Origin of the sequence: Enterobacter cloacae complex sp. 402C9 (genome assembly GCF_050030745.1) — a bacterium.
GTDB classification, from domain to species: Bacteria; Pseudomonadota; Gammaproteobacteria; order Enterobacterales; family Enterobacteriaceae; genus Enterobacter; species Enterobacter intestinihominis.
The window spans coordinates 497,243-522,438 of record NZ_JBLGUW010000001.1; the positions used below are offsets into that span (position 1 = coordinate 497,243).

The window sequence follows — 25,196 nt, forward strand, 5'->3', positions numbered from 1 at the left end:
TTATCCACAATTCCGGCCAGCGTTCGCGCCGTCTTGTTGTTGGAATAGTAGACGATAAATACAAGATGTTGGGTCGGCGTGCATTTTAAGTGCTACATATAGTGATTTGCATCAAACATGTTTGCGATTTTTTTGATGCAGGACAAAGTAAAAAGACGAGAGTACAAACGGCGGGCGCTGAGGCAATTGTAAAGACTCGAAGGAAAAATCTGATTAATTATTCAACAAAAACAGTAAAGTAAGCCGGACACGGCATCGTGCCCGGCGGAGGAATTACTGCTTTAACCACCACACGGCTTCAAACGGACGAAGCATTGAGGTTTGAGGGCCGGGGTAGTTGCTTATCACCACCTGCGACTCGCCGCTGAGAGCGTCCGCTTGCCATTCCTGAGGCAAATGGCTCAGGTTCGCCACCACCATCAGCGTTTGCCCCTGCCACTGGCGGCGATAGCACCACAGGGAAGGGTGGTCAGGCAGGAGATCCTCATAATCCCCCCACGTCAGCACCGGCAGGGTTTTGCGCAGGCGAATCAGCGACTGATAGGTGTAGAACACCGAGTCGGGGTCGTCCAGCGCCGCGCGGGCGTTCACGATTTCGTAGTTGTCGCAGACACCAATCCACGGTTCGCCCCCGGTAAAGCCCGCATTGTGCGAGGCGTCCCACTGCATCGGCGTGCGCCCATTATCACGTGACTTACTCGCCAGAATCGCCAGCAGTTCATCCGTATCGCGGCCGTTAGCCCGCTGTTCGGCGAACATATTCAGGCTTTCTACGTCGCGGTAGTCGGTGATACGGCTGAAATGCGGGTTGGTCATGCCCAGCTCTTCACCCTGATAGATATACGGCGTGCCCTGCATCCCGTGCAGCACCATGCCGAGCATTTTCGCCGCCGCCACGCGGTGTTCCCCTTCGTCACCAAAGCGTGACACGATGCGCGGCTGGTCATGGTTACACCAGAACAGCGCGTTCCAGGCTTTGTTGTGCATCCCCTGCTGCCAGTGGCGGAAAAGGGTTTTCAGCGCCACAAAATCCGGCTTCGCAAGCGTCCACTTTTCGCCGCCGGGGTAGTCCACCTTCAGATGATGGAAGTTAAAGGTCATCGACAGCTCGCGCCCGTCGAGCGACGCATACTGCTGACAGTTCTCCAGCGAGGTGGAGGACATCTCGCCCACCGTCATCAGGTTGCGCGGCGTAAAGACATCCCGGCTCATCTCCTGAAGATATTCGTGGATGCGCGGCCCGTCAGTGTAGAAACGTCGGCCATCCCCGATGGTGTCGTCCGGGAAATCCTGATCTTTTGAAATCAGGTTAATGACGTCCAGACGCAAGCCGTCCACGCCGCGATCGGCCCAGAACTCGCACACTTTTTTCAGCTCGGCGCGCACCGCCGGGTTTTCCCAGTTGAGATCCGCCTGCTCCGGCGCGAACAGATGCAGATAATACTGCTCGCTTTCGGCATGCCAGCGCCAGGCGTTGCCGCCAAACTTGGAGCGCCAGTTGTTGGGAAGCGCGTCCGGCGTACCGTCGCGCCAGATATAGAACTCACGGTACGGACTCGCTTTATCCAGCGACTCGCGGAACCAGGCGTGCTGCGTGGACGTGTGGTTAAAGACCATATCCAGCACAATGCGGATGCCACGTTCATGCGCCCGGGCAACCAGCTCGTCAAAGTCGTCCAGCGTGCCGTAGGTCGGGTCGATGGCAGTGTAGTTCGCCACGTCGTAACCGTTATCCACCTGCGGCGAGATATAAAACGGCGTCAGCCAGATGGCGTCAATGCCAAGGGTTTTCAGGTAGTCAAGGCGCTGCGTTACGCCGCGCAGATCGCCGGTGCCGCTGCCGGTGGTATCCTGAAAACTCTTTGGGTAAATCTGATAGATAACGCCGTTCTGCCACCAGTGAGGAAGGGTATTCATAGTACGTTCCTGCAAATGCGAAGGGGCGCAACTGCGCCCCGAAAAAGGGGATTAAACAATCTGCAACGTGCCCTGACGGAACTTACGCTGGTAAACCACGGTAGTCAGCGCCATTGGGATGATAATCGCCACCGCCATCGCCAGCGCAAATACCTGCCAGAATGAAGGCTGAATGGAGAGGATACCCGGCAGGCCGCCGACGCCAATCCCGTTTGCCATTACGCCGTTCAGGCCGCACAGCAAGCCCGCCAGACCGGAGCCGATCATCGCGCAGAGCATCGGGAAGCGATATTTCAGGTTGATACCGTACATCGCCGGTTCCGTGACGCCGAGGTAAGCGGAGATGGCCGCCGGAACGGAGATCTCACGCTCGTTGTGCTTACGGCTGACGATGATAATGCCGGTTACCGCTGAGGCCTGCGCAATGTTAGACAGGGCGATAATCGGCCAGACCGGCGTGCCGCCGAGGCTCTGGATCATCTGCATATCGATCGCCAGCGTGGTCTGGTGCACGCCGGTGATCACCAGCGGAGCGTACAGGAAGCCGAACAGTGCGGCGCCAATCGGTGCGAAGCTGCCGGTCATCAGGTGACGGACCGCGAAGGCCACGCCGTCGCCAATCATGCGGCCAAACGGACCGATAAAGGCATGCGCCAGGAACACCGCCAGGATCAGCGAGCAGACCGGGACCACCACCAGATAGAGATAGTCCGGCACGATGCGCTTCAGACGCGTCTCAATAAAGCCCAGCGCCAGACCCGCCAGCAATGCCGGGATAACCTGCGCCTGGTAGCCCACTTTGGCGATGGTAAACAGGCCGAAGTTCCACACCTCTGGCGTTTGCTGACCAAGTAAGTAAGCGTTCATTAACTGCGGAGAGACCAGCGTCACGCCGAGTACGATTCCGAGAATGGGCGTTCCGCCCATCTTGCGCACCGCTGACCAGCAGATCCCGACCGGCAGATAGAAGAAGATGGCTTCGCCAATCAGCCACAGGAAGTCATAGATGCTTTGCAGCGCCGGGTACATCTGCGCCAGGGTTTTGCCGTCGCTCATTGGCACATCGCCGATGACGTTACGGAAGCCCAGAATTAAGCCCCCGCTGATCAGCGCTGGCAGCAGCGGGAAGAAGATCTCCGCAAAATGGGAAATCAGCTGCTCATGCCATTTCATATTCTGGCGCGCTGCCTTCTTCGCCTGCTCTTTATCGGCGGAAGAGTGCCCGGTAGTCGCCAGCAGAGCCTGATAGTAATCGCCCACTTCGGTACCAATCACCACCTGGAACTGCCCGGCGTTGGTGAAGCAGCCTTTAACCATTTTCAACTCTTCAATGGCTTTCGGATTGGCTTTGGCCGGATCGTTCAGCACGAAGCGCAGGCGGGTAATGCAATGGCTGACGGTGGCGATGTTCTCGCGTCCGCCGACCAGGACGATCAGCTGATCGATATCGGCTTGTTTGACTTTACTCATCATGAAACCTCATGACAGATGGTGAAAGGGGTTATGACCTGTGCGCAAGCCTACTCCTTCAACGTGACGGCGAAAATGGGAACGTTCCCGAAATCGGGCGAAGATCACAATAATCCATTCAAAAAAATTATGAGAGGCGGGCTGGAATAACGATCTGACGGGGCTCGGTACGCCCGGTAATTTGCTCGATCAGCTGCGCGGCAGCCTGCCGGCCAGACTCGGCATAACCCGGGTCAACGCTGATAATCTCCGGGTGTAAGAACTTCATCAGCGGCGTGCTTCCCATGCTCGCTAACTGCAGCTCCCCGATGCGTTGCTCCTGCAAATATTTGCTCGCACCCAATGCAAGGGTATCCGTGGCGCACACCAGGGCGGTGGTTTGTGCAGTCAGCACGCTGGCGACCTGCTCATATCCCTGTTTCATACCCAGTCCAGGCAGCGCGGCCACGGCGGGGAGATTGTTTTTTTTACAAAACGCCAGGTACGCTTCATGGCGACGCTTGCCGGTGGTGATGTCGGCATGCGGCACGCCGAGATAGCTGATATGCCGATGGCCCTGCTCATACAGGCGCTGCATCAGGATCACGATTGCCCCTTCGTCATCGTAACAGACAGAGGCAAACCCGCTGGCGTCGCGCGCCAGCAGCACCAGAGACGGCTGCCAGGGTTTAAGCATGTCCTCTTTAAGGCCGGTAAACCCGAACAGCACTACGCCATCAATGTTGCGGCGCTGAAGCATACCGAGATGCTCCTCCACCATTTGCGCCGAGAACTTGCTCTCCATCATGATCGGATCGTAGCCCTGCTCGTAGAACGCGGGCAGCATCGTCTGTACGGCGAGGTTTTCGGAGAGGGAATCCAGACGCGAGACAATAATGGCGACCACTTTATCGCTCTGCCCGCGCATGGCGCGCGCGGAGCGGGAAGGGGAAAAACCGTGCTGATTCATCACCGCCTCGACGCGCTCGCGTGTGCGCTCGCTGACACCGCTTTCGTTGTTAAGCACGCGTGAGACGGTCGATTTCCCCACGCCGCTTAAACGCGCGATGTCTTTAATCGTAAGGCGGTTCTGCATGCTGTATTCCCTGTAACAACGATAAAATAATCAGTTGAGCCTAATGCTATCCTGCGAATTCGCTATGGGCAAAGTCTGGTTTACGTGCGGTTTATTTACGAGGGGGTATCATACCGCCCGAATAGTCACAAAAGGTATGGTTAAATCCTTATACTGCGCGACGACATCCCATTTTTAACTTACCGGAGGCCACATGGATCCCGATCCCACACCTCTCCTGACCAGGAGAAAACCTTCTTTCCGGTAAGCCAGCCTTTTGCTGTCTCACCGGCGTGAGGCAGCAACGTTCATACGTTCCTGCTTGATAAATTAAGTGCCTGACAGGTACGGCTCTGCCACGCCTGCGGGAAAACTGCGTCCGCCTTTGCGGATGCGGGGGAATGACTATGCTGAAAAATATCACCCGGCAGCTGTTCGCGCAGCTGAGCCGCCACCTGCCACATCGCCTGATTGCGCGCGATCCGCTGCCAAATGCCAACACCCTGGCGGGCGCGGAAATCCCCGCTTCCCTGACCGAGCGCTGCCTGAACGTGGCGGCGATGGATGAAAACGAAGTCTGGCGCGCCTTTGGCGGCCACCCGGAAGGGCTGAACGCGCAAGAAGTGTCAAAAATCCGCGAGGAACATGGCGATAACCAGATCCCGGCGCAAAAACCCTCTCCATGGTGGGTCCACCTGTGGCTCTGCTACCGCAATCCGTTCAACCTGCTGCTGACGGTGCTCGGGATTATCTCTTACGCCACTGAAGATCTTTTTGCCGCAGGCGTAATTGCCCTGATGGTGGGGATCTCCACGCTGCTTAACTTTATTCAGGAAGCGCGCTCCACCAAAGCGGCGGATGCGCTGAAAGCGATGGTCAGCAATACTGCCACCGTGTCGCGTGTGATTAACGACCTCGGCGAAAACGCCTGGATTGAACTGCCCATTGACCAGCTGGTGCCGGGCGATCTGGTGAAGCTGGCGGCGGGGGACATGATCCCGGCGGATTTACGCATCATCCAGGCGCGGGATCTGTTCGTCGCGCAGGCGTCACTCACCGGTGAATCCCTGCCCGTAGAGAAGGTGGCGAGGAGCCGCGATCCGCAGCAGATGAACCCGCTGGAATGCGACACCCTGTGCTTTATGGGCACCACGGTGGTCAGCGGCACGGCGCAGGCCATTGTCACCGCTACCGGCGGCAACACCTGGTTTGGGCAGCTTGCCGGACGCGTCAGCGAGCAGGAGAGCGAGCCGAACGCATTCCAGAAAGGCATTGGCCGCGTCAGCATGCTGCTGATCCGCTTTATGATGGTCATGACGCCGATTGTCCTGCTGATCAACGGCTACACCAAAGGTGACTGGTGGGAAGCGGCGCTGTTCGCCCTCTCCGTGGCTGTCGGCTTAACGCCGGAAATGCTGCCGATGATTGTCACCTCCACGCTGGCGCGCGGGGCGGTCAAACTCTCTAAACAAAAGGTGATCGTCAAACACCTCGACGCCATCCAGAACTTTGGCGCGATGGACATTCTTTGCACCGATAAAACCGGCACCCTGACCCAGGACAAAATCGTGCTGGAGAACCACACCGATATCGCCGGAAAGACCAGCGAACGGGTGCTGTACAGCGCGTGGCTGAACAGTCACTACCAGACAGGGCTGAAAAACCTGCTCGACGTGGCGGTGCTGGAAGGTGTGGATGAAGAGTCTGCCCGCATGCTCTCCGGCCGCTGGCAGAAGGTGGACGAAATTCCGTTCGACTTTGAACGGCGCCGCATGTCGGTGGTGGTCAGCGAGCAGCCGGACGTACATCAGCTGATCTGCAAAGGGGCATTGCAGGAGATCCTGAATGTTTCCACGCAGGTGCGTCATAACGGCGAGATCGTGCCGCTGGATGAGACCATGCTGCGCCGCATCAAACGCGTCACCGATAACCTGAACCGTCAGGGGCTGCGCGTGGTGGCGGTAGCAAGCAAGTTCCTGCCCGCGCGGGAAGGGGACTACCAGCGTATCGATGAATCCGATTTGATCCTCGAGGGTTACATCGCATTCCTCGATCCGCCGAAAGAGACCACCGCGCCGGCGCTGAAAGCACTGAAAGCGAGCGGGATCACCGTCAAAATCCTGACCGGCGACAGCGAGCTGGTGGCGGCCAAAGTGTGCCACGAAGTGGGCCTGGACGCGGGCGACGTCGTGGTGGGGAGCGACATTGAGCACCTGTCCGACGATGAGCTGGCCGAGCTTGCCCTGCGCACCACGCTGTTTGCCCGCCTGACGCCGATGCATAAAGAACGCATCGTCACTCTGCTGCGTCGTGAAGGGCACGTGGTGGGCTTTATGGGCGACGGCATCAACGATGCGCCAGCCCTGCGTGCGGCGGATATCGGTATCTCCGTGGACGGCGCGGTGGATATCGCCCGTGAGGCGGCAGATATCATTCTGCTGGAAAAGAGCCTGATGGTGCTGGAGGAGGGCGTCATCGAAGGGCGTCGCACCTTCGCCAATATGCTCAAATACATCAAAATGACCGCCAGCTCCAACTTCGGTAACGTCTTCAGCGTGCTGGTGGCGAGCGCCTTCCTGCCGTTCCTGCCGATGCTACCGCTGCACCTGCTGATCCAGAACCTGATGTACGATGTCTCTCAGGTCGCCATCCCGTTTGATAACGTGGACGACGAGCAGATCCAGAAGCCGCAGCGCTGGAACCCCGCCGATCTGGGGCGCTTTATGCTGTTCTTTGGGCCGATCAGCTCCATCTTTGACATTCTGACCTTCTGCCTGATGTGGTTTGTGTTCCACGCCAACACCCCGGAACACCAGACGCTGTTCCAGTCCGGCTGGTTCGTGGTGGGGCTGCTGTCCCAGACCCTGATTGTGCATATGATCCGCACCCGCCGCATTCCGTTTATCCAGAGCCGTGCCGCATGGCCGCTGATCGTGATGACGGGCATTGTGATGGCGCTCGGGATCGCGCTGCCGTTCTCGCCGCTTGCAAGTTACCTGCAACTTCAGGCGCTGCCGCTGAGCTACTTCCCGTGGCTGGTGGCGATCCTCGCGGGTTACATGGTGCTGACGCAGATGGTCAAAGGGTTCTATAGCCGTCGGTATGGATGGCAGTAACGGCAAGCCCGGTGGCGCTGCGCTTACCGGGCCTACGATCCGAACGTAGGCCGGGTAAGGCGAAGCCGCCACCCGGCAGCTGGCTTTCCTCCCAAATTCAACAACCTGTGATCTCCGTCAGCGCATTCGCTTGACGACAATTTGAGCGCATGTTAACAGAATGTTTTGCCTTTATTTGGCCCGTCAGATAAGGAACATTCATGTTACGGTACAGTCTCTTAACCGCCGGGCTTATGCTCGGCGCCTCCGCCTTTGCCGCCCCGGCAGGCGACCTTCCCTTAATGCCCTGGCCTGCGAAGGTTGAACGCCCGACCACGCAGGGTGCGCTGGTGCTTAACAATCAACTCACCGTGAGCGTCATCGGCGACGATCTGGGGGATGCGGTCAACCGCCTGCGCCAGCGCATCGCCCTGCAAACTGGCTGGACGCTACAGCCGCAGGCCGAAAAACCTGACAAGCCAACCATCCTTATTTCCATCGCGAAAAAGGTGAAGCCGCAGCCGCTGCCGGACAGCGATGAGAGCTATAAACTCACGGTGGACGCCAACGGCGTAAATATCTCCGCCAACACCCGCTTCGGCGCGCTGCGCGCCATGGAAACCTTGCTCCAGCTGATGCAGAACGGTGCCGAAAACACCTCGATTCCGTGGGTTAGCATTGAAGATTCGCCGCGCTTCCCGTGGCGCGGGCTGCTGCTCGATTCAGCGCGCCATTTCATCCCGTTACCCGATATCAAACGCCAGATCGACGGCATGGCCGCGGCTAAGCTCAACGTCCTGCACTGGCATTTGACGGACGATCAGGGCTGGCGCTTTACCTCGAAGCGTTATCCAAAATTAACCCAGCTTGCCAGCGATGGGCTGTTCTACACCCCGGAGCAGATGCGCGAGATTGTGCGTTACGCTGCCGAGCGCGGCATACGCGTGGTGCCGGAAATTGATATGCCGGGCCACGCCTCGGCGATTGCCGTCGCCTACCCGGAGCTGATGAGCGCGCCGGGGCCGTACGCCATGGAGCGCCACTGGGGCGTGCTTAAGCCAGTGCTGGATCCCACCAAAGAGGCGACCTATACCTTTGCCAACGCGATGGTCAGCGAACTGGCGGCGATCTTCCCGGATCCGTATCTGCATATTGGCGGCGATGAGGTTGACGACAGCCAGTGGAAAGCGAACGCTGCGATCCAGAGATTCATGCGCGACAACAAACTGGCGGACAGCCATGCGTTGCAGGCGTATTTCAACCGCAAGCTGGAGACGATCCTTGAGAAGCACCACCGGCAGATGGTTGGCTGGGATGAGATCTACCATCCCGATCTGCCGAAAAGCATTCTGATCCAGTCCTGGCAGGGACAGGACGCGCTGGGGCAGGTGGCGCAGAACGGCTATAAGGGCATTCTCTCTACCGGTTTCTACCTTGATCAGCCGCAATCCACCGCCTACCACTACCGCAATGAAATTGTGCCGCAGGGGTTGAACGGCGTGGATGTGATAGCAGACACCGACAGCGTCCAGAGCTGGGCTTTCTCCATGCCGCGTCTGAAAGGCAAGCCGGTGGAAGGCAGCTTTACGCTGGTGAAAGGCGATGCTGGCTGGCGCGGATTCATTGATTTTGCCGGGAAATCGCGTCGGGCGGTGGATAACATTCAGTGGCGGGACGACAATCAGGTAACGTTTACCGTTGATACCTGGATGGGTGAAACGCGTCCGGTCGTTTCTGTTGAGAACGATAAGCTCAGCGGCTATTTCCTGGTGGGTAACGCCCGCTACCTGATTAGCGGCACGCGTCTGGACGAGGTGCCGAAAGGCGTTCCGCCGGTGGTGCCGGACCCGGCGAACGAGGCCAATCTGCTCGGCGGTGAAGCCGCGCTGTGGGCGGAAAACGTAGTCGCGCCAGTACTGGATATCCGTCTGTGGCCGCGCGCCTTTGCGGTGGCGGAGCGGCTTTGGTCGGCGAAGGACGTCAACGACATCGACAACATGTATACCCGGCTCCAGGCGATGGACAGCTGGTCCACGGTATCGGTTGGGCTACAGCAGCATACCCAGCAGCAGATACAGTTCACGCGCCTCGCTAACAATGCGGATACCTTGCCGCTGCAAATCCTCGCCCAGGCGCTTGAACCGGCGCAGTATTACACCCGTCAGCATCTTAAGTTCCAGGCCGGAAACTATCATCAGTTTGAGCCGCTTAACCGGCTCGCTGACGCGCTAAACGCGGAAAGTGCGACCGTGCGTCAGATGAATAAATGGGCTGATCGTCTGGTGAGCGATGCGGAAGACACGGAGAGCGCCGACGCGCTGCGCCACGTCTTTAACCGCTGGCAGAACAACACCAGCGACGTGCTGGCCTTGAGCGAAAACAGCTATCAGTTGAAGGCCATCAAACCGGTAATTCAGGAGGTGGACAAGCTGGCCTCGATTGGCCTGCGGCTGACGGATCTGGTGGCACGTCAGGGAACGCTGGATGATAAAGAGATCGCGTCGATCCAGAGCGAACTGGATAACGCGGCGACAATCCAGGACGAAGTGGTGATTGCGGCGGTGTACCCGCTGGAAACGCTGCTGCGTGCGACGCAGAATCAGTAGAAAAAAATACCCCTCACCCCAACCCCTCTCCCCATAGGGGCGAGGGGCACTATCGGTACCCTCTCCCCTTTGGAGGGAGGGCCAGGCGAGGGGGCTCTATCGGTACCCTCTCCCCTTTGGAGAGAGGGCCAGGCGAGGGGGCTCGATCCGTTCCCTCTCCCCTTTGGGGAGAGGGGTTAGGGTGAGGGGTAAGGTTTTTCCACTCAGTTCTTCAACACCCACGCCTCTTTCCAGTGCGCGCCAACGCCAGGCTCAAACTGGTTTGCGGTTGGGCTGTACTGCACGCAGTAGCCGCTGTACGGGAAAGGCTTACATTCGTAGGTCTTACCGTCTTTTGGCTGTAGTACCACGGTGCCTGCTTTGTACGAGGCGATATTCTCCGGGAAGGTAAAGTCGTGGTGGCCGGTGCTGTCCGCAGCCGCATCGCTTTCCAGCATCAGGTTCAGCACGTCCTGGGCGAACATCGTGCCGTCTTTATTGGTCGCGTAGTATTTCAGCATATGGTGTCCCGCCGTCACGTCAGTCAACGTCATGGTCACGTCCTGATTGACGTTGTTCATGTCCTGCTTCAGGTAACCTTTTTCCGCACCGTGGTGGTTCATCACGTGTGCTTCAAAATTAACGTCACCCTGCGTGTTGACGTGGAAGGTGACGGTCGCGTTGCCATGTTCGATTTTGCTGTATTGCAGATCGGAAACGGCGATGGTCTCGCTCACCTGCGCTTTTTGCTCTTCATAGGAGATGGCAACGGATTTCAGCGTGCTGCCGTCTTTAACGAATACGCTGTTGGCGCCGTGAACCGGGCTGATGTCACCGGCTTCATCTTTAACACCGACGCGGACATCGCTCTGAGCGGTGTTGATCTTCTGCGCCAGATCGTAAGACCACTGGTTAGCGTCGCCTTGTTCAGCAGAGCCGATGGTCATTTCGGTACGCATGGCGGTCACTTCACCGTTGGCGTCGAAGAAGCGTGCGATAACCTTATCGCCCACGTTCAGGTTATTACCGGCAATCTGGCCGCTCAGGGTTTTGCTCCATTCGGAAACGATCGCAGGCGTTTCGTCCGGGGTTACGTTGCCACCATTCCCGAAATCAACGTCAATGGCCTGATAAAAGCTATTTGAGGTGTCCGCAATTTCCCACACGCCGTAAATAACCTGGTACCCCGTACGCGCAGGAACATTGCAAGTCATAGATTTTGTTACGGCTGGTGCCTGACTATTTCCGTTGATCGTACAGAATGGAGTTAATTCAAATTGATCGCGAGTCAGCGGCTTATTTGGATCCCAGTTTTGTTTGGTGATGTAATAGCGCCAGTTAGTGGTTTTATGCGGTGCAGTATGATGCCAGACGAACTCATGCGGGCCTGCTGTTATCGGGTTTTTGGTCCAGGCATTCAGGCTTTGCTTATCCAGCTGAGAATACTGGGAAATACCTGCACTGGCGAGCTGGCCGTCCGGCGGCATAGCGCCGGTCGGGAAACCGGAAGTTTTTTCCACGCTCTGCGGTTCATACTGTACAGCGCCGCAATCAATATTTTGGCCAAGCTTACACATATAGGCGCGGCTGGCTGGAGATTCAATATAGCCGTGAGCAAATGCCGACGATGCAACGGTCACTGTCGCGAGGGCAAGTGCAATTTTTGAAAGTTTCATTACTCATCCATTATTAGAGAATATTACCGGGTGGTGAAGCTTAATAATGGACGGTGCGATTTGTCATTTTATATGGAGAGTAAAAATAGTCGAAATAAAAAGGACAGCTAAGCTGCCCTTTCTTAATTGAATTGAATTAGCGACGTACGGCAATCGCTTCAATTTCAATTTTCACGTCTTTTGGCAGACGCGCCACTTCCACGCAAGAGCGAGCCGGGAAGGTCGCGTTGTGCTCGGTGAAGAACGCTTCGTAAGTGGCGTTAACGGTCGCGAAATCATTCAGATCTTTTACGAACACGGTGGTTTTGACGATATCGCCCACTTTCAGACCGGCAGATTCCACGATCGCCTGCACGTTTTCCAGCGACTGACGCGCCTGCGCCGCTACGTCGGCTGGCACTTCACCGGTTTTTGGGTTCACCGGGATCTGACCAGAAGTGATGATCATGCTGCCCAGATCAACGCCCTGAACGTATGGGCCGATAGCCGCTGGTGCATTTTCCGTCGCGAGTACTTTGCTCATTTTTTCTCCAGAATTACAGCGTTAAGAATGTTCCCGGCCATTATAACAGCCGGGATTTCATTACCAACCTCAATTAGTTGGCCAGCACCACATAATGAGAAAACTCTTTTTCGCAGTATTTGCATTTGAGTGCGATGTCATTGGCGCGTTTTTTCACTGCGAAACTGGAGGAAACCGGCTCAGCATGACTGATGCAGTTGCTGTTCGGGCAGACCAGCACGCTTTCGATGCGATCCGGCAGGCTTGGGCGGGATTTGCCCACCACGTCGTAATCGTCGATGCGGTTAACCGTGGCGTCCGGCGCGTACAGCGACAGCTGGTTAACCTGCTCGTCGGTCAGGAAGGTGTTCTCGATTTTGATCAGGTCTTTACGGCCCATTTCGCCCGACGGCAGGTTCAGGCCGATGGTGATGCGCTGGTCCGTTTCGGTCAGTTTGAACAGCGTCAGCAGTTTAAAGCCCACCTGCGCAGGGATGTGGTCAATCACGGTGCCACGCTTGATGGCTTCAACCTGGAGTTTGTTATCGTGTGTCATGGTCGTCTCCCCTTACAGAGCTAATTCGCGATTCAGAACCAGTGCCAGTAACGCCTGGCGAGCGAAGATGCCGTTTCCGGCCTGCTGGAAGTACCAGGCGTGCGGCGTTTTGTCCACGTCTGTGGTGATCTCATCGATGCGCGGCAGCGGGTGCAGCACCTTCATATTGTCACGCGCGCCTTCAAGGTCGCTGGCGCGCAGCACGAACTGCGCCTTCACGTTGGCGTACTCGGACGGATCCAGACGCTCTTTCTGCACGCGGGTCATGTAGAGAATATCCACGTTGCCCATCACCTCTTCGATACTGGCGTGCAGGCTCCACGCGATGCCTTTCTCGTCCAGCATGTCGAGAATGTACTGCGGCATCGCCAGCGCGTCCGGCGCGATAAAGAAGAAGCGGTTGCCGTTAAATTTCGCCAGCGCCTGGGTCAGGGAGTGGACGGTGCGGCCATATTTCAGGTCGCCGACCATGGCGATGTTCAGGTTCTCAAGCGTGCCCTGAGTCTCCTGAATGGTGAACAGATCCAGCAGGGTCTGCGTCGGATGCTGGTTAGCACCGTCACCGGCGTTCAGCACCGGAATGCCGCCGGAAAACTCGGTCGCCAGACGCGCCGCGCCCTCCTGCGGGTGGCGCATCACAATCGCGTCAACGTAGGTACTGATAACCGAAATGGTATCCGCCAGGGTTTCGCCTTTTTTGCCCAGCGACGTGTTGCTGCTGTCCGAGAAGCCCACCACGCTCGCGCCCAGACGGTGCATGGAGGTTTCGAAGGAGAGGCGGGTGCGGGTCGAGGCTTCGAAGAAGCAGCTCGCAATCACCTTGTGCTTCAACAGCTCCGGTTGCGGATTGGCCTTCAGTTTTGCCGCGGTTTCCAGAACCAGTTCCAGCTCTTCGCGGCTGAGGTCGTTTATGGAAATGATGTGTTTTTGATAAAGCGGATTCATGTTTATCTCCTGACGCCGGGCAAAAAAAAGCCCCTCAAATGAGGGGCTCTGGGAATAGGTTTAGCAACGGGAAGAAAAACGGCAGGCCAGCGTCTGATTTCAGACGCGGTAAGACGTTATGTCGTACACGCTTGACCATGCTTCCTCCCGGCAAATTGTCGGGCATTATACGCAGCTCGCTTTTGGGATCAAGCGATTTAATGCACGCTTTACTCAATGCAAACGGTTCTTTGTGAATATTAATGCGTTCTGAGTAAATAATTAATTTGCTTATGTACCAGCGCGGTGCGCTTCACTACGCGGGGCGCGACCCAGACAATACTGCTCCCGGCCACTACACCTAAAATTTCCGGTAACTGGTGATAATCCAGAATACGCGCCACCGCGCGGCCATATCCGGCGACGGTATGGATAAGGATAAATTCGCTGTTGTGCTCCACGCTCACCACCATTTCAGAGACCGTACGCGCCGCGTCGGGGGCCGGGCGCAGCTGGGGATTCAGCGAATAAATCTTTAGCCCTTTGGCATTGCGAATTTTTATGACACCAAGCAACTTGAGCAGACGTGAAACGGTGGACTGGCTGATGGTCTCAAAACCACGCTCCTGTAAGTCACGGCGGATCTCTTCCTGGGAGAGATAGCTCTTTTCCGCGATCAGACGCTGGCAGACCGTTAGCTGTAGTTGCTCTTTGGGAGAGTACTCTTCGTAATCCATCATAGTTCCCATATCAGTTCCCGAAATAACCGGTGGCACCGCACCGATCCGTAGGCCGGATAAGCGCAGCGCCATCCGGCAAATCACAACAAAGCGCCCAGGCTTAACGCCACCATAATCACCACCGTTAAAATCCCCAGCAGCGGCGCGACCCATTTCAGATAACGCACGTAGGGCACGCGGGCGATAGCCAGCCCGCCCATCACGACGGCAGAGGTGGGAGTGATCAGGTTGACGATGCCGGACGCCGACTGGTAAGCCGTAACCACCAGGTCGCGGTTGACGTTAGCGAAATCGGCAAGGGGCGCCATGATCGGCATCGTCAGAACGGCCAGGCCGGACGAAGAAGGCACAAGAAACGACAGCACCACTTCCAGCCAGTACATCACGTTGATGAACGCCACCGTCGACAATCCGGTGACCATTCCCTCGGCGCTGTGCAAAATGGTGTGGGTAATCATGCCCTTATCCATGATCACTACGATACCGCGCGCGATGCCGATTATCAGCGCGACGCCCAGCAAATCTCGCGCGCCGTTGATAAAGGTTGAGGTCAGCTCCTCTTCGCTCATGCGGGCGATCAGCCCGACGATAATGGCACTGGCGAGGAACACCGCCGAAATCTCCGCCATCCACCAGCCCAGCACCGCCACACCGTAGATCATCACCGCGAAGGCGAGGGCGAAGATCACCAGGATGAGTTTGCGCACCGGGGTAAATTCCAGCGACTGCTCGCCCTTGTTACCGAGAAAGTGGGCGAGATTTTCTTCCTGCTTATCCGCCACGATCGACAGCGACGGATCCTTGCGCACCTTGCGGGCGTAGCGCATTACCCACGCCACGCAGATGATCCAGCCGATCACCAGCAGCGCGATGCGTAGCATGATGCCGTTGGTGAAGGGGATCCCGGCGGCGTTGGCGGCGATCACCGTGGCGAACGGGTTGATGGTGGATCCGAGCGTGCCGATCCCCGCGCCGAGCAGCACGGTAGAAGCCGCAACCACCGGATCGAACCGCGCTGCCAGCATCACCGGCACCAGTAAGGTATAGAAGGGTAGCGACTCTTCGGCCATGCCGTAAATCGTGCCGCCTGCGGCAAACAGCGCCATCAGGATCGGGATCATCCACTCTTCGCGGCCGCGCAGTCGGGTGGTGACGCGCTCGATCCCGGCGTCTATCGCCCCGGTTTTAGTGACGATCCCGAGGAATCCCCCGATGATCAGAATAAACAGCGCCACGTCGATCGCCCCGGCCTGGCCGGACTCCGGATCGTACAGCCCGGCAATCGGCGCCATCAGCACGGAGACGAGCCCCTGCGGGTGCGCTGCCACGTGCGCGTAAGTGCCAGCAACCGGCACTTCTTTGCCGAGCGCCTCGTTCATCGTCATATGGTACTGCCCGGCCGGAACAATCCACGTCAGCACGGCAACCACGGCAATCAGAAAAAAGAGAATGGTATAAGCGGAGGGAAATTTGAACTTGCCCATGATGTTCTCCTGAACCCGGCGCACCCCGCGGCGCGCCGGGCGGTGATTAGTCGCCGAGTGTCGCCACCATGACCGCTTTAATGGTGTGCATGCGGTTCTCTGCTTCGTCGAAGACGATGGAGTTCGGGGATTCAAAGACCTCCTCCGTCACCTCCAGCCCCTTCAGGCCGTACGCCATCTCGATTTCGCGGCCCACTTTGGTATGTTCGTTGTGGAATGCCGGCAGGCAGTGCATGAACTTGACGTTCGGATTACCGGTGGCCTTCATCACGTCCGCATTAATCTGATACGGCTTCATCAGGCTAACGCGCTCGGCCCACGCCTCCTTCGGCTCGCCCATTGAAACCCACACGTCGGTGTAGAGGAAATCGGTGCCCTGCACGCCTTCTTCCACATCGTCGGTGAGGGTGATGCGCGCGCCGGTCTCTTTGGCGATGGCGCGGCACTGCTCAACCAGCCCGGCCTCCGGCCAGAAGGATTTCGGCGCCACAAGGCGGATATCCATCCCCATTTTGGCCGCGCCGACCATCAGCGAATTACCCATGTTGTTGCGCGCGTCGCCGAGGTAAGCAAAGCTCAGCTCCGGCAGTGTTTTGCCCGGAGAGTGCTCCAGCATAGTCATCAGGTCGGCAAGGATTTGCGTGGGGTGGAACTCGTCGGTCAGGCCGTTCCACACCGGCACTCCCGCGTATTCGCCCAGCTCCTCAACGATGGCCTGGCCGTAGCCGCGATACTCGATGCCGTCATACATGCGGCCCAGCACGCGCGCGGTGTCCTTCATCGACTCTTTGTGGCCAATCTGCGAGCCGCTTGGGCCGAGGTAGGTGACCTGCGCGCCCTGGTCGAACGCGCCCACTTCAAAGGCGCAGCGGGTGCGGGTGGATGTTTTTTCAAAGATCAGGGCGATGTTTTTCCCGACCAGGGTTTGCTTTTCGCGCCCGGCTTTTTTGGCCGCCTTCAGCTCGATGGCGAGGTCGATCAGGTACTGGATCTCCGCCGGGGTGTAGTCCAGCAGTTTCAGGAAGTTGCGGTTTTTCAGGTTGATGGTCATGGGTAAATCCTTTTTAAAATTAATGTCTAAGTCCTTACCCCTCACCCCAGCCCTCTCCCCAAAGGGGAGGGGGTGTAATCGTCTCCTCTCCCCTTTGGGGAGAGGGTTAGGATGAGGGGAAATGGGTGCTCAGTTACGAATCAACGTGCCTTTCTCGCCCGCCAGGATCTCCGCGCCGTCGGCCAGCGCGCCGATCCCGGCAATGCCGTTGCAGGCTTCAACGAACTCGCGGCAGGCGGCCACTTTTGGCCCCATCGATCCGGCGTCGAACTGCATGCCTCTGAGCAGTTCCGGCGTGACCTGCGCCAGCGGGCGCTGGGTCGGCTTGCCCCAGTCGAGGTACACTGCGTCGGCATCGGTGAGGATCAGCAGGGCATCGGCCTCGATCTGCCGCGCCAGCAGAGCGGCGGAGAGGTCTTTGTCGATCACCGCCTCAATGCCGCGATAACCGTTGGCGTTTTCCACCACCGGCACGCCGCCGCCGCCGTTGCAGATGACCAGGTGGTCGCGCTGAATAAGCGCCGTAATGGCGTCGCTCTCGACGATGCGCTTCGGCTGCGGAGAGGGCACAACGCGGCGGAAATAGGCCCCGTCGGCCTTGAACACCCAGCCTTTTTCCGCGGCCAGCGCTTTCGCCTGGGCTTCGCCATAGACCGGGCCGATGTACTTGGTCGGGTTGCTGAACGCCGGGTCGGCGGCGTCCACTTCCACCTGCGTGAGCAGGACGCTCACCTCGCGCTGGGTCAGATTGTTTTTCAGCGCCTGCTGGAGCATGTAGCCGATCATTCCCTGGCTTTCGGCGCCAAGAACGTCCAGCGGGTAGGGGGTGACTTTGTCGTAGGCGCTGTTTTGCAGCGCCAGCAGCCCGACCTGCGGGCCGTTGCCGTGCACCAGCACCACGCGCCATTGCTCCGTTAAGCCTGCGATGGTGCGGGCGGCCTGCTCGATGTTCTGACGCTGGATGTCCGCTTCCAGCGGCTCGCCGCGCTTGAGCAGCGCGTTGCCGCCCAGGGCCACAACCAGAGTGGGTTTTCGTTCCATGATGGCTCCTTTAAATTCCGTCGCGTTCCAGTGGGCAGCTCATGCAGCGCGCGCCGCCGCGACCGCGTCCCAGCTCGTCGCCCGGGATCGGCAGCACGGTGATGCCCGCCTTGTCGTACTTCTCGTTGGTCCAGACGTTGCGCTCGTAGCCGATCACCACGCCCGGACGGATGGTCAGGACGTTGTTGGCGTCGTTCCACTGCTCGCGTTCGGCTTCAAAGGCATCGCCGCCGGTGGTGATCAGGCGCACCTGGTTAATGCCGAGGGCTTTTTCGATGGCGTGCAGCAGGTCGGTTTCCTGGGTACGCAGCAGGCCGCCGCGTCCGTCCGGGGTGAGCGTCCAGCACTGGGCGTCCTTGCGCACCACTTCCGGGTAAACGGAGAAAGTGTCCACGTCGATGTGGGTCATCACGGTGTCGAGGTGCATGCAGGAGCGGTGTTTTGGCAGCTCAACGGCGATCACGCGCTCGGCCTGACGATGTTTAAACAAGCTGTTGGCGAGGAACTCCACGCCCTGCGGCGTCGTGCGCTCAGACATGCCGATCAATACCGCCCCGCGGCCAATCACTAATACGTCGCCGCCTTCCAGGGTGGCGTGGTCGTAATTAATATTCTCGTCGCCGAAATACTTAATAAACTCGCCATCGGCAAATGCGGGGTGCCAGCGATATATTGCGCGCAGATTATTGGTTTCGCGCTGACGGGCGGGTTTCGCCATCGGATTAATGGATACGCCGTTATAAATCCAGCAGGAGGTATCGCGGGTAAATAAGTGGTTCGGCAGCGGTTTCATAATAAAATCATTTGCCGTGTGGGTATCGACCACCATATTTTTAATAGCTGCCGGAATTTCACCGTAGGTTAATCCGCCGCTTAATCTGCGCGCCAGTTCGCGGTGCGGCATATCCGCCAGCCAGCCGCGGACGTCGCTGGCAAAGGCTGGGCCGAGGCGGTAGTCGGAGATTTGTGTTTCAAGAAGCCAGGCTTTTGCTTCCGCAATATCAAGCGTTTGCGTAAGAAGGTCGGTCAATAGCAGGACTTCCACACCCTGCTCGCGCAGCGTGTTTGCGAAGATATCATGCTCCTCTCCCGCCCGCTCAACCGAGAGCACGTCATCAAATAATAGCTCCTGACAATTCGATGGCGTTAAACGTTTAAGACTTAAATTAGGACGGTGCAGCATAACGCTACGCAATTGACCAATTTCAGAACCGACGTAATGCTTTTCCATAATTATTCCTTTAACTGTTTTTCAGAATAAAAAGGGCATGCGCCATGTGATGTGTTTAATTTCATGGCGGCTAAGCTCAATTGATTTCGTGATTCATAGTAGGCGCTTAAATAATGGTTATTGTGACGCTGCTCACGCGAAAACCGATATTGAGCAGTTTATTTTCAATTGCATGATTCGTATCAGATAATGATTAATTTCATATTATTACGGGATGAATAGCTAAGCAGGAACGGGTGGCAATATTTGAGGTTGTTATTGTTTTGTAGAATTACATGCTTTGAAATATTTAGTTATGCTGTTGATTTTAATGAATAAAATTTTGCCTCGAGAATAGCTATGCAATAATGACAGTTAACTATTTTTCACTTAAGAGAAATCGATAAATAATTATGGGATTTTAAAGGAAATAACCGAAGTGATAAAGTGTGATGCAACAACAGGTTTTGTGAGTTACGTTTTAAATTCAGCGAGTTAGATAAGTTGCGTAAAGCTTAGGAAATGAGGTTATGCATAACGACTGCATAAATGCCTTTATGTAATTAACAGTGAATTAACACATTTTCCGATAAACATGCGCTGGCGCAAATCTTGTCTAAAAAGGGCTGGTATGGGAGAGGCGATTCTCGTATAAAAGATAAAAATGAAACAATGTTTTGATTTGAGGGTTGTATCATGATTATTGGCAATATTCATCATCTCCAGTCCTGGCTACCAGAAGAGCTGCGCCAGGCCATTGAGCACGTCAAGGCCCACGTCACCGACGCGACGCCGACCGGCAAGCACGACATCAGCGGCAACAGCCTGTTTTATCTGGTATCGGAGGACATGACCCAGCCGTTCGCTGAGCGTCGCGCTGAATACCATGCACGCTACCTGGATATTCAGATTGTGCTGAAGGGGCAGGAAGGGATGACCTTCAGCACCCTGCCGCACGGCACGCCGGACACCGACTGGCTGGCGGACAAAGACATCGCGTTCCTGCCGGAAGGCGAGCAGGAGAAAACCGTGGTGCTGAGCGAAGGGGATTTCGTGGTGTTCTGGCCGGGTGAAGTGCATAAGCCGCTGTGCGCGGTGGGTGCACCTGCTAAGGTCAGGAAAGTGGTTGTTAAGATGCTGGTGGAGTAACCCTTACCCCTCACCCTAACCCTCTCCCCAAAGGGGAGAGGGGACTTTACCACCCTCGCCCCTTTGGGGAGAGGGCCGGGGTGAGGGGTTAGCGGACATTATGTGATCCAGCTTAAACTTCCCGCACTCCCTCCTCATCTCCCATTTACCTGTGCTTTTTCTCCGTCATAGTATGATCGTTAAATTAATGAACACTGTTCTATAATGTAGAACAAAATGATTCAGCAAGGAGATCACATGCCGCAGTCCGCGTTGTTCACGGGTATCATTCCCCCTGTCTCCACCATTTTTACCGCCGATGGCCAGCTTGATAAACCGGGTACCGCCGCGCTGATCGACGATCTGATCGCTGCGGGCGTCGACGGCCTGTTCTTCCTGGGCAGCGGCGGCGAGTTCTCCCAGCTCAGCGCCGAAGAGCGTAAAACCATCGCCCGGTTTGCGATCGATCATGTCGATCGTCGTGTGCCGGTCCTGATCGGCACCGGCGGCACCAACGCCCGGGAAACCATTGAGCTGAGCCAGCACGCGCAGCTGGCGGGCGCGGACGGCATCGTGGTGATCAACCCTTACTACTGGAAAGTGTCGGAAGCGAACCTGATCCGCTACTTCGAACAGGTGGCCGACAGCGTCACGCTGCCGGTGATGCTCTATAACTTCCCGGCGCTGACCGGGCAGGATCTGACCCCGGCGTTAGTGAAAACCCTCGCCGACTCGCGCAGTAACATCGTCGGCATCAAAGACACCATCGACTCCGTCGCCCACCTGCGCAGCATGATCCACACCGTTAAAGCGGCCCATCCACACTTCACCGTGCTCTGCGGCTACGACGATCATCTGTTTAATACCCTGCTGCTCGGCGGTGACGGGGCGATCTCGGCCAGCGGTAACTTTGCTCCGCAGGTGTCGGTAAATCTTCTGAAAGCCTGGCGGGATAAAGACGTGGCGAAAGCGGCTGATTATCATCAGACCCTGCTGCAAATCCCGCAGATGTATCAGCTGGATACGCCGTTTGTGAACGTCATTAAAGAGGCGATCGTGCTCTGCGGTCGTCCAATTTCTACGCACGTCCTGCCACCAGCCTCGCCGCTGGACGAGCCGCGTAAGGCGCAGCTGAAAAACCTGCTACAACAGCTCAAGCTCTGCTGAGCCGGACGATAACGATGACCATTGAGAAAATTTTCACCCCACAGGACGACGCGTTTTATGCGGTGATCACCCACGCGGCGGGTCCGCAGGGCGCGCTGCCGCTGACTCCGCAGATGCTGATGGAATCCCCCAGCGGCAACCTGTTCGGCATGACGCAGAACGCCGGGATGGGCTGGGACGCCAACAAGCTGACCGGCAAAGAGGTGCTGATTATCGGTACTCAGGGCGGCATCCGCGCCGGAGACGGACGCCCGGTTGCGCTGGGCTACCACACCGGACACTGGGAAATCGGCATGCAGATGCAGGCGGCAGCGAAGGAGATCACACGCAACGGGGGGATCCCGTTCGCGGCCTTCGTCAGCGATCCGTGTGACGGGCGCTCGCAGGGCACGCACGGCATGTTCGACTCCCTGCCGTATCGTAACGACGCGGCGATCGTGTTTCGTCGTCTTATCCGCTCTCTTCCGACGCGGCGGTCGGTGATCGGCGTGGCAACCTGCGATAAAGGGCTGCCCGCCACCATGATTGCGCTGGCCGCGATGCACGACCTGCCGACCATTCTGGTGCCAGGCGGAGCGACGCTGCCGCCGACCGTGGGGGAAGATGCGGGCAAGGTGCAGACCATCGGCGCGCGCTTCGCCAACCATGAACTCTCCTTGCAGGAGGCCGCCGAGCTGGGCTGTCGCGCCTGCGCGTCGCCGGGCGGTGGGTGTCAGTTCCTCGGCACGGCGGGCACCTCGCAGGTGGTCGCCGAAGCGCTGGGTCTGGCGTTGCCGCACTCCGCGCTGGCCCCGTCCGGACAGGCGGTGTGGCTGGAGATCGCCCGCCAGTCGGCGCGCGCAGTCAGTGAACTGGATAACCGCGGCATTACCACGCGCGATATCCTTACCGATAAAGCCATTGAAAACGCGATGGTGATCCACGCGGCGTTCGGCGGCTCCACCAATTTACTGCTGCACATTCCGGCCATTGCCCACGCGGCGGGCTGCACGATCCCGGACGTTGAACACTGGACGCGCGTCAACCGCAGGGTGCCGCGTCTGGTGAGCGTGCTGCCCAACGGCCCGGACTATCACCCGACCGTGCGTGCGTTCCTCGCGGGCGGCGTGCCGGAAGTCATGCTCCACCTGCGCGATCTCGGCCTGCTGCACCTGGATGCCATGACCGTCACCGGCCAGACGGTGGGCGAGAACCTCGACTGGTGGCAGACGTCCGAACGCCGTAAGCGCTTCCGCCAGTGCCTGCGCGAGCAGGACGGCGTGGAGCCGGATGACGTGATCCTGCCGCCGGAGAAGGCAAAAGCGAAAGGGCTGACCTCGACGGTCTGCTTCCCGACGGGCAACATCGCGCCGGAAGGATCGGTGATCAAGGCCACGGCGATCGACCCGTCGGTCGTCGGTGAAGATGGCGTTTACCGCCACACCGGCCGGGTGCGGGTGTTTGTCTCGGAGGCGCAGGCGATCAGGGCCATCAAGCGGGAAGAGATTGAGCAGGGCGATATCATGGTGGTGATCGGCGGTGGACCGTCCGGCACCGGCATGGAGGAGACCTACCAGCTCACCTCCGCGCTCAAACACATTTCGTGGGGCAAAACGGTGTCGTTAATCACCGATGCGCGCTTCTCGGGCGTGTCGACGGGCGCCTGTTTCGGCCACGTGTCGCCGGAGGCGCTGGCGGGCGGGCCGATAGGCAAGCTGCGCGATAACGACATCATTGAGATTGCGGTGGACCGCCTGACATTAACAGGCAGCGTAAACTTTATCGGTACTGTGGACAACCCGCTGACGCCGGAAGAGGGCGCGCGCGAGCTGGCACGGCGGCAGGTGCATCCGGACCTGCACGCTCACGACTTTTTGCCGGACGATACCCGGCTGTGGGCGGCATTACAGTCCGTGAGCGGCGGCACCTGGAAAGGCTGTATTTATGACACCGATAAAATCATTGAGGTAATTAACGCCGGTAAAAAAGCGCTCGGTATTTAATTATTTTGTGAGAGAAAATCGTCTGCGGAAAATAGTCCGCGGGCGGTTTTTACGTGTCTGCAATTTACTAATTTAAACAATAAGTTGCGATATATCGTTGACGTCACAAAAGCGAAATAACGTAATTAAGAAATAAGATATGAGCATTGCTGGTTAATTGAACAGCTCATTACACTCCATTAACACGATGTTGTAATTCAGCACACTACATAAGGGTGTAATTCTGATGACGCAATTAACCATGAAAGACAAAATTGGCTACGGGCTGGGTGACACCGCCTGCGGCTTCGTCTGGCAAGCCACGATGTTCCTGCTGGCCTATTTCTACACCGACGTGTTTGGCCTCTCCGCGGGCATTATGGGGACGCTGTTTTTAGTCTCCCGCGTGCTCGACGCCGTGACCGACCCGCTGATGGGGCTGCTGGTAGACCGCACCCGCACGCGGCATGGCCAGTTTCGCCCGTTCCTGCTGTGGGGCGCCATCCCGTTCGGCATCGTCTGCATGCTGACCTTCTACACGCCGGACTTCTCCGCGCAGGGCAAAATCATCTACGCCTGCGTGACCTATATTCTGCTGACTCTGGTCTACACCTTCGTTAACGTCCCGTACTGCGCCATGCCGGGCGTCATTACTGCCGACCCGAAAGAGCGTCACGCCCTGCAGTCCTGGCGCTTCTTCCTGGCGGCGGCGGGGTCGCTCGCCATCAGCGGCATCGCGCTGCCGCTGGTCAGCATCATTGGCAAAGGCAACGAGCAGGTGGGTTATTTCGGCGCCATGTGCGTGCTGGGGCTGAGCGGCGTGGTGCTGCTCTACGTCTGCTTCTTTACCACCAAAGAGCGCTACACCTTTGAGGTGCAGCCGGGTTCGTCAGTGGCGAAAGACCTTAAGCTGCTGCTGGGCAACAGCCAGTGGCGCATCATGTGTGCCTTCAAGATGATGGCGACCTGCTCCAACGTGGTGCGCGGCGGGGCGACGCTCTACTTCGTGAAATACGTGATGGATCACCCGGAGATGGCGACCCAGTTTTTACTCTACGGCAGCCTCGCCACCATGTTCGGCTCGCTCTGCTCCTCCCGCCTGCTGGGCCGCTTCGACCGCGTTACCGCCTTCAAGTGGATCATCGTCGCTTACTCGCTGATTAGCCTGCTGATTTTCGTCACCCCGGCGGAGCACATCGCGCTGATTTTTGCCCTCAACATTCTGTTCCTGTTCGTCTTTAACACCACCACGCCGCTGCAGTGGCTGATGGCCTCTGACGTGGTGGATTACGAGGAGAGCCGTAGCGGTCGCCGTCTCGACGGGCTGGTGTTCTCCACCTACCTGTTCAGCCTGAAGATTGGCCTGGCAATTGGCGGGGCGGTGGTGGGCTGGATCCTGGCGTACGTCAACTACTCCGCCAGCAGCAGCGTGCAGCCGGTCGAGGTGCTGACCACCATCAAAATTCTGTTCTGCGTGGTGCCGGTGGTGCTCTACGCGGGCATGTTCATCATGCTTTCGTTCTACAAGCTCACCGACGCCCGCGTGGAGGCCATCAGCCAGCAGCTGATCAAGCACCGCGCGTCGCAGGGCGAGGCCGTTCCCGACGCTGCGACAGCCGCATCCCATTAACCGGA

At 57.8% G+C, this 25,196-nt stretch carries 19 protein-coding genes and 1 pseudogene; 7 read left to right on the forward strand and 13 right to left on the reverse strand.

Translation table 11 applies throughout. The features are described 5' to 3' along the window. Positions 1 to 273: 273 nt before the first annotated feature. The 3 genes from treC to treR all read right to left on the reverse strand — a co-directional run bounded on the left by treC (position 274) and on the right by treR (position 4,462). On the reverse strand, positions 274 to 1,917 hold the full coding sequence (gene treC, locus ACQG1K_RS02410; protein ID WP_063853060.1) for an alpha,alpha-phosphotrehalase: 1,644 nt from the start codon (positions 1,915 to 1,917) through the stop codon (positions 274 to 276). A 51-nt stretch (positions 1,918 to 1,968) separates the two neighbouring features. Further along, positions 1,969 to 3,387, reverse strand: coding sequence for a PTS trehalose transporter subunit IIBC (gene treB / locus ACQG1K_RS02415; RefSeq protein ID WP_022646875.1), 1,419 nt, complete (start codon positions 3,385 to 3,387; stop codon positions 1,969 to 1,971). Between the two features lie 127 nt (positions 3,388 to 3,514). Continuing rightward, on the reverse strand, positions 3,515 to 4,462 hold the full coding sequence (gene treR / locus ACQG1K_RS02420) for a trehalose operon repressor TreR (RefSeq protein ID WP_367075430.1): 948 nt from the start codon (positions 4,460 to 4,462) through the stop codon (positions 3,515 to 3,517). A gap of 386 nt (positions 4,463 to 4,848) precedes the next feature. Between treR and mgtA the strand changes: the two genes are divergently transcribed. Both mgtA and ACQG1K_RS02430 read left to right on the forward strand, forming a co-directional pair. Continuing rightward, entirely contained in the window at positions 4,849 to 7,557 is a 2,709-nt protein-coding gene (mgtA, locus tag ACQG1K_RS02425) for a magnesium-translocating P-type ATPase (RefSeq protein WP_426720960.1), read from the forward strand. A gap of 200 nt (positions 7,558 to 7,757) precedes the next feature. Next, positions 7,758 to 10,142 (forward strand): beta-N-acetylhexosaminidase, encoded by a 2,385-nt coding sequence (locus ACQG1K_RS02430; protein ID WP_367075433.1) that lies wholly within the window; start codon positions 7,758 to 7,760, stop codon positions 10,140 to 10,142. A gap of 203 nt (positions 10,143 to 10,345) precedes the next feature. Here the strand turns inward: ACQG1K_RS02430 and gbpA are convergent, their stop codons facing one another. The 5 genes from gbpA to ACQG1K_RS02455 form a co-directional block, all read right to left on the reverse strand. Continuing rightward, complete coding sequence (gene gbpA / locus ACQG1K_RS02435; protein WP_048966074.1) at positions 10,346 to 11,797, reverse strand: N-acetylglucosamine-binding protein GbpA; 1,452 nt, start codon at positions 11,795 to 11,797, stop codon at positions 10,346 to 10,348. 136 nt (positions 11,798 to 11,933) lie between these two features. Next, complete coding sequence (gene ridA, locus ACQG1K_RS02440) at positions 11,934 to 12,320, reverse strand: 2-iminobutanoate/2-iminopropanoate deaminase (protein ID WP_003863373.1); 387 nt, start codon at positions 12,318 to 12,320, stop codon at positions 11,934 to 11,936. A gap of 73 nt (positions 12,321 to 12,393) precedes the next feature. Next, positions 12,394 to 12,855, reverse strand: coding sequence for an aspartate carbamoyltransferase regulatory subunit (gene pyrI, locus ACQG1K_RS02445; protein WP_003863370.1), 462 nt, complete (start codon positions 12,853 to 12,855; stop codon positions 12,394 to 12,396). Positions 12,856 to 12,867: 12 nt separating this feature from the next. After that, a complete protein-coding gene (gene pyrB / locus ACQG1K_RS02450) occupies positions 12,868 to 13,800 on the reverse strand; it encodes an aspartate carbamoyltransferase (protein ID WP_003863368.1) in 933 nt (310 codons plus the stop codon). Positions 13,801 to 13,834: 34 nt separating this feature from the next. Next, the gene (locus ACQG1K_RS02455; protein ID WP_022646880.1) at positions 13,835 to 13,939 is read right to left on the reverse strand and encodes a pyrBI operon leader peptide; all 105 of its coding nucleotides are present in this window, start codon (positions 13,937 to 13,939) and stop codon (positions 13,835 to 13,837) included. Between ACQG1K_RS02455 and ACQG1K_RS02460 the strand changes: the two are divergent. Next, positions 13,919 to 14,036, forward strand: a pseudogene (locus ACQG1K_RS02460) (hypothetical protein). The gene ACQG1K_RS02455 and the pseudogene ACQG1K_RS02460 sit on opposite strands and share 21 nt — an antisense overlap. Positions 14,037 to 14,039: 3 nt before the next feature. On the opposite strand, the gene ACQG1K_RS02465 reads toward ACQG1K_RS02460, so the two are convergent. The 5 genes from ACQG1K_RS02465 to arcA form a co-directional block, all read right to left on the reverse strand. Further along, entirely contained in the window at positions 14,040 to 14,519 is a 480-nt protein-coding gene (locus tag ACQG1K_RS02465) for an arginine repressor (protein ID WP_003863366.1), read from the reverse strand. 80 nt (positions 14,520 to 14,599) lie between these two features. Further along, positions 14,600 to 16,003 carry a YfcC family protein gene (locus ACQG1K_RS02470; RefSeq protein ID WP_045620966.1) on the reverse strand — a complete coding sequence of 468 codons (1,404 nt, stop codon included), beginning with the start codon at positions 16,001 to 16,003 and terminating at the stop codon, positions 14,600 to 14,602. 46 nt (positions 16,004 to 16,049) lie between these two features. Further along, positions 16,050 to 17,054: an ornithine carbamoyltransferase gene (gene argF / locus ACQG1K_RS02475; protein ID WP_003863360.1), complete on the reverse strand. Its 1,005-nt coding sequence runs from the start codon at positions 17,052 to 17,054 to the stop codon at positions 16,050 to 16,052. A gap of 129 nt (positions 17,055 to 17,183) precedes the next feature. Further along, positions 17,184 to 18,095 carry a carbamate kinase gene (gene arcC / locus ACQG1K_RS02480; protein ID WP_367075437.1) on the reverse strand — a complete coding sequence of 304 codons (912 nt, stop codon included), beginning with the start codon at positions 18,093 to 18,095 and terminating at the stop codon, positions 17,184 to 17,186. A gap of 10 nt (positions 18,096 to 18,105) precedes the next feature. Further along, on the reverse strand, positions 18,106 to 19,326 hold the full coding sequence (arcA, locus tag ACQG1K_RS02485) for an arginine deiminase (RefSeq protein ID WP_023299194.1): 1,221 nt from the start codon (positions 19,324 to 19,326) through the stop codon (positions 18,106 to 18,108). Positions 19,327 to 20,001: 675 nt separating this feature from the next. On the opposite strand from arcA, the gene ACQG1K_RS02490 reads away from it, so the two are divergent. The 4 genes from ACQG1K_RS02490 (at position 20,002) to ACQG1K_RS02505 (ending at position 25,191) form a co-directional block, all read left to right on the forward strand. After that, positions 20,002 to 20,454 (forward strand): YhcH/YjgK/YiaL family protein, encoded by a 453-nt coding sequence (locus tag ACQG1K_RS02490; protein WP_023305334.1) that lies wholly within the window; start codon positions 20,002 to 20,004, stop codon positions 20,452 to 20,454. 237 nt (positions 20,455 to 20,691) lie between these two features. After that, positions 20,692 to 21,600 carry a 2-keto-3-deoxygluconate aldolase gene (gene yagE, locus ACQG1K_RS02495; RefSeq protein ID WP_171932346.1) on the forward strand — a complete coding sequence of 303 codons (909 nt, stop codon included), beginning with the start codon at positions 20,692 to 20,694 and terminating at the stop codon, positions 21,598 to 21,600. Positions 21,601 to 21,614: 14 nt separating this feature from the next. Beyond that, positions 21,615 to 23,582, forward strand: a complete 1,968-nt coding sequence (gene yagF, locus ACQG1K_RS02500) for a xylonate dehydratase YagF (RefSeq protein WP_367075440.1) — start codon at positions 21,615 to 21,617, stop codon at positions 23,580 to 23,582. 226 nt (positions 23,583 to 23,808) lie between these two features. After that, positions 23,809 to 25,191, forward strand: coding sequence for an MFS transporter (locus ACQG1K_RS02505; RefSeq protein ID WP_023299198.1), 1,383 nt, complete (start codon positions 23,809 to 23,811; stop codon positions 25,189 to 25,191). Positions 25,192 to 25,196: the final 5 nt, after the last annotated feature.

Excerpts from the sequence above, each read along its gene's own strand:
- treC (WP_063853060.1), bottom strand. The coding sequence starts at position 1,917 with ATGAATACCCTTCCTCACTGGTGGCAGAACGGCGTTATCTATCAGATT.
- treB (WP_022646875.1), bottom strand. The coding sequence starts at position 3,387 with ATGAGTAAAGTCAAACAAGCCGATATCGATCAGCTGATCGTCCTGGTC.
- treR (WP_367075430.1), bottom strand. The coding sequence starts at position 4,462 with ATGCAGAACCGCCTTACGATTAAAGACATCGCGCGTTTAAGCGGCGTG.
- mgtA (WP_426720960.1), top strand. The coding sequence starts at position 4,849 with ATGCTGAAAAATATCACCCGGCAGCTGTTCGCGCAGCTGAGCCGCCAC.
- ACQG1K_RS02430 (WP_367075433.1), top strand. The coding sequence starts at position 7,758 with ATGTTACGGTACAGTCTCTTAACCGCCGGGCTTATGCTCGGCGCCTCC.
- gbpA (WP_048966074.1), bottom strand. The coding sequence starts at position 11,797 with ATGAAACTTTCAAAAATTGCACTTGCCCTCGCGACAGTGACCGTTGCA.
- ridA (WP_003863373.1), bottom strand. The coding sequence starts at position 12,320 with ATGAGCAAAGTACTCGCGACGGAAAATGCACCAGCGGCTATCGGCCCA.
- pyrI (WP_003863370.1), bottom strand. The coding sequence starts at position 12,855 with ATGACACACGATAACAAACTCCAGGTTGAAGCCATCAAGCGTGGCACC.
- pyrB (WP_003863368.1), bottom strand. The coding sequence starts at position 13,800 with ATGAATCCGCTTTATCAAAAACACATCATTTCCATAAACGACCTCAGC.
- ACQG1K_RS02455 (WP_022646880.1), bottom strand. The coding sequence starts at position 13,939 with ATGGTCAAGCGTGTACGACATAACGTCTTACCGCGTCTGAAATCAGAC.
- ACQG1K_RS02465 (WP_003863366.1), bottom strand. The coding sequence starts at position 14,519 with ATGATGGATTACGAAGAGTACTCTCCCAAAGAGCAACTACAGCTAACG.
- ACQG1K_RS02470 (WP_045620966.1), bottom strand. The coding sequence starts at position 16,003 with ATGGGCAAGTTCAAATTTCCCTCCGCTTATACCATTCTCTTTTTTCTG.
- argF (WP_003863360.1), bottom strand. The coding sequence starts at position 17,054 with ATGACCATCAACCTGAAAAACCGCAACTTCCTGAAACTGCTGGACTAC.
- arcC (WP_367075437.1), bottom strand. The coding sequence starts at position 18,095 with ATGGAACGAAAACCCACTCTGGTTGTGGCCCTGGGCGGCAACGCGCTG.
- arcA (WP_023299194.1), bottom strand. The coding sequence starts at position 19,326 with ATGGAAAAGCATTACGTCGGTTCTGAAATTGGTCAATTGCGTAGCGTT.
- ACQG1K_RS02490 (WP_023305334.1), top strand. The coding sequence starts at position 20,002 with ATGATTATTGGCAATATTCATCATCTCCAGTCCTGGCTACCAGAAGAG.
- yagE (WP_171932346.1), top strand. The coding sequence starts at position 20,692 with ATGCCGCAGTCCGCGTTGTTCACGGGTATCATTCCCCCTGTCTCCACC.
- yagF (WP_367075440.1), top strand. The coding sequence starts at position 21,615 with ATGACCATTGAGAAAATTTTCACCCCACAGGACGACGCGTTTTATGCG.
- ACQG1K_RS02505 (WP_023299198.1), top strand. The coding sequence starts at position 23,809 with ATGACGCAATTAACCATGAAAGACAAAATTGGCTACGGGCTGGGTGAC.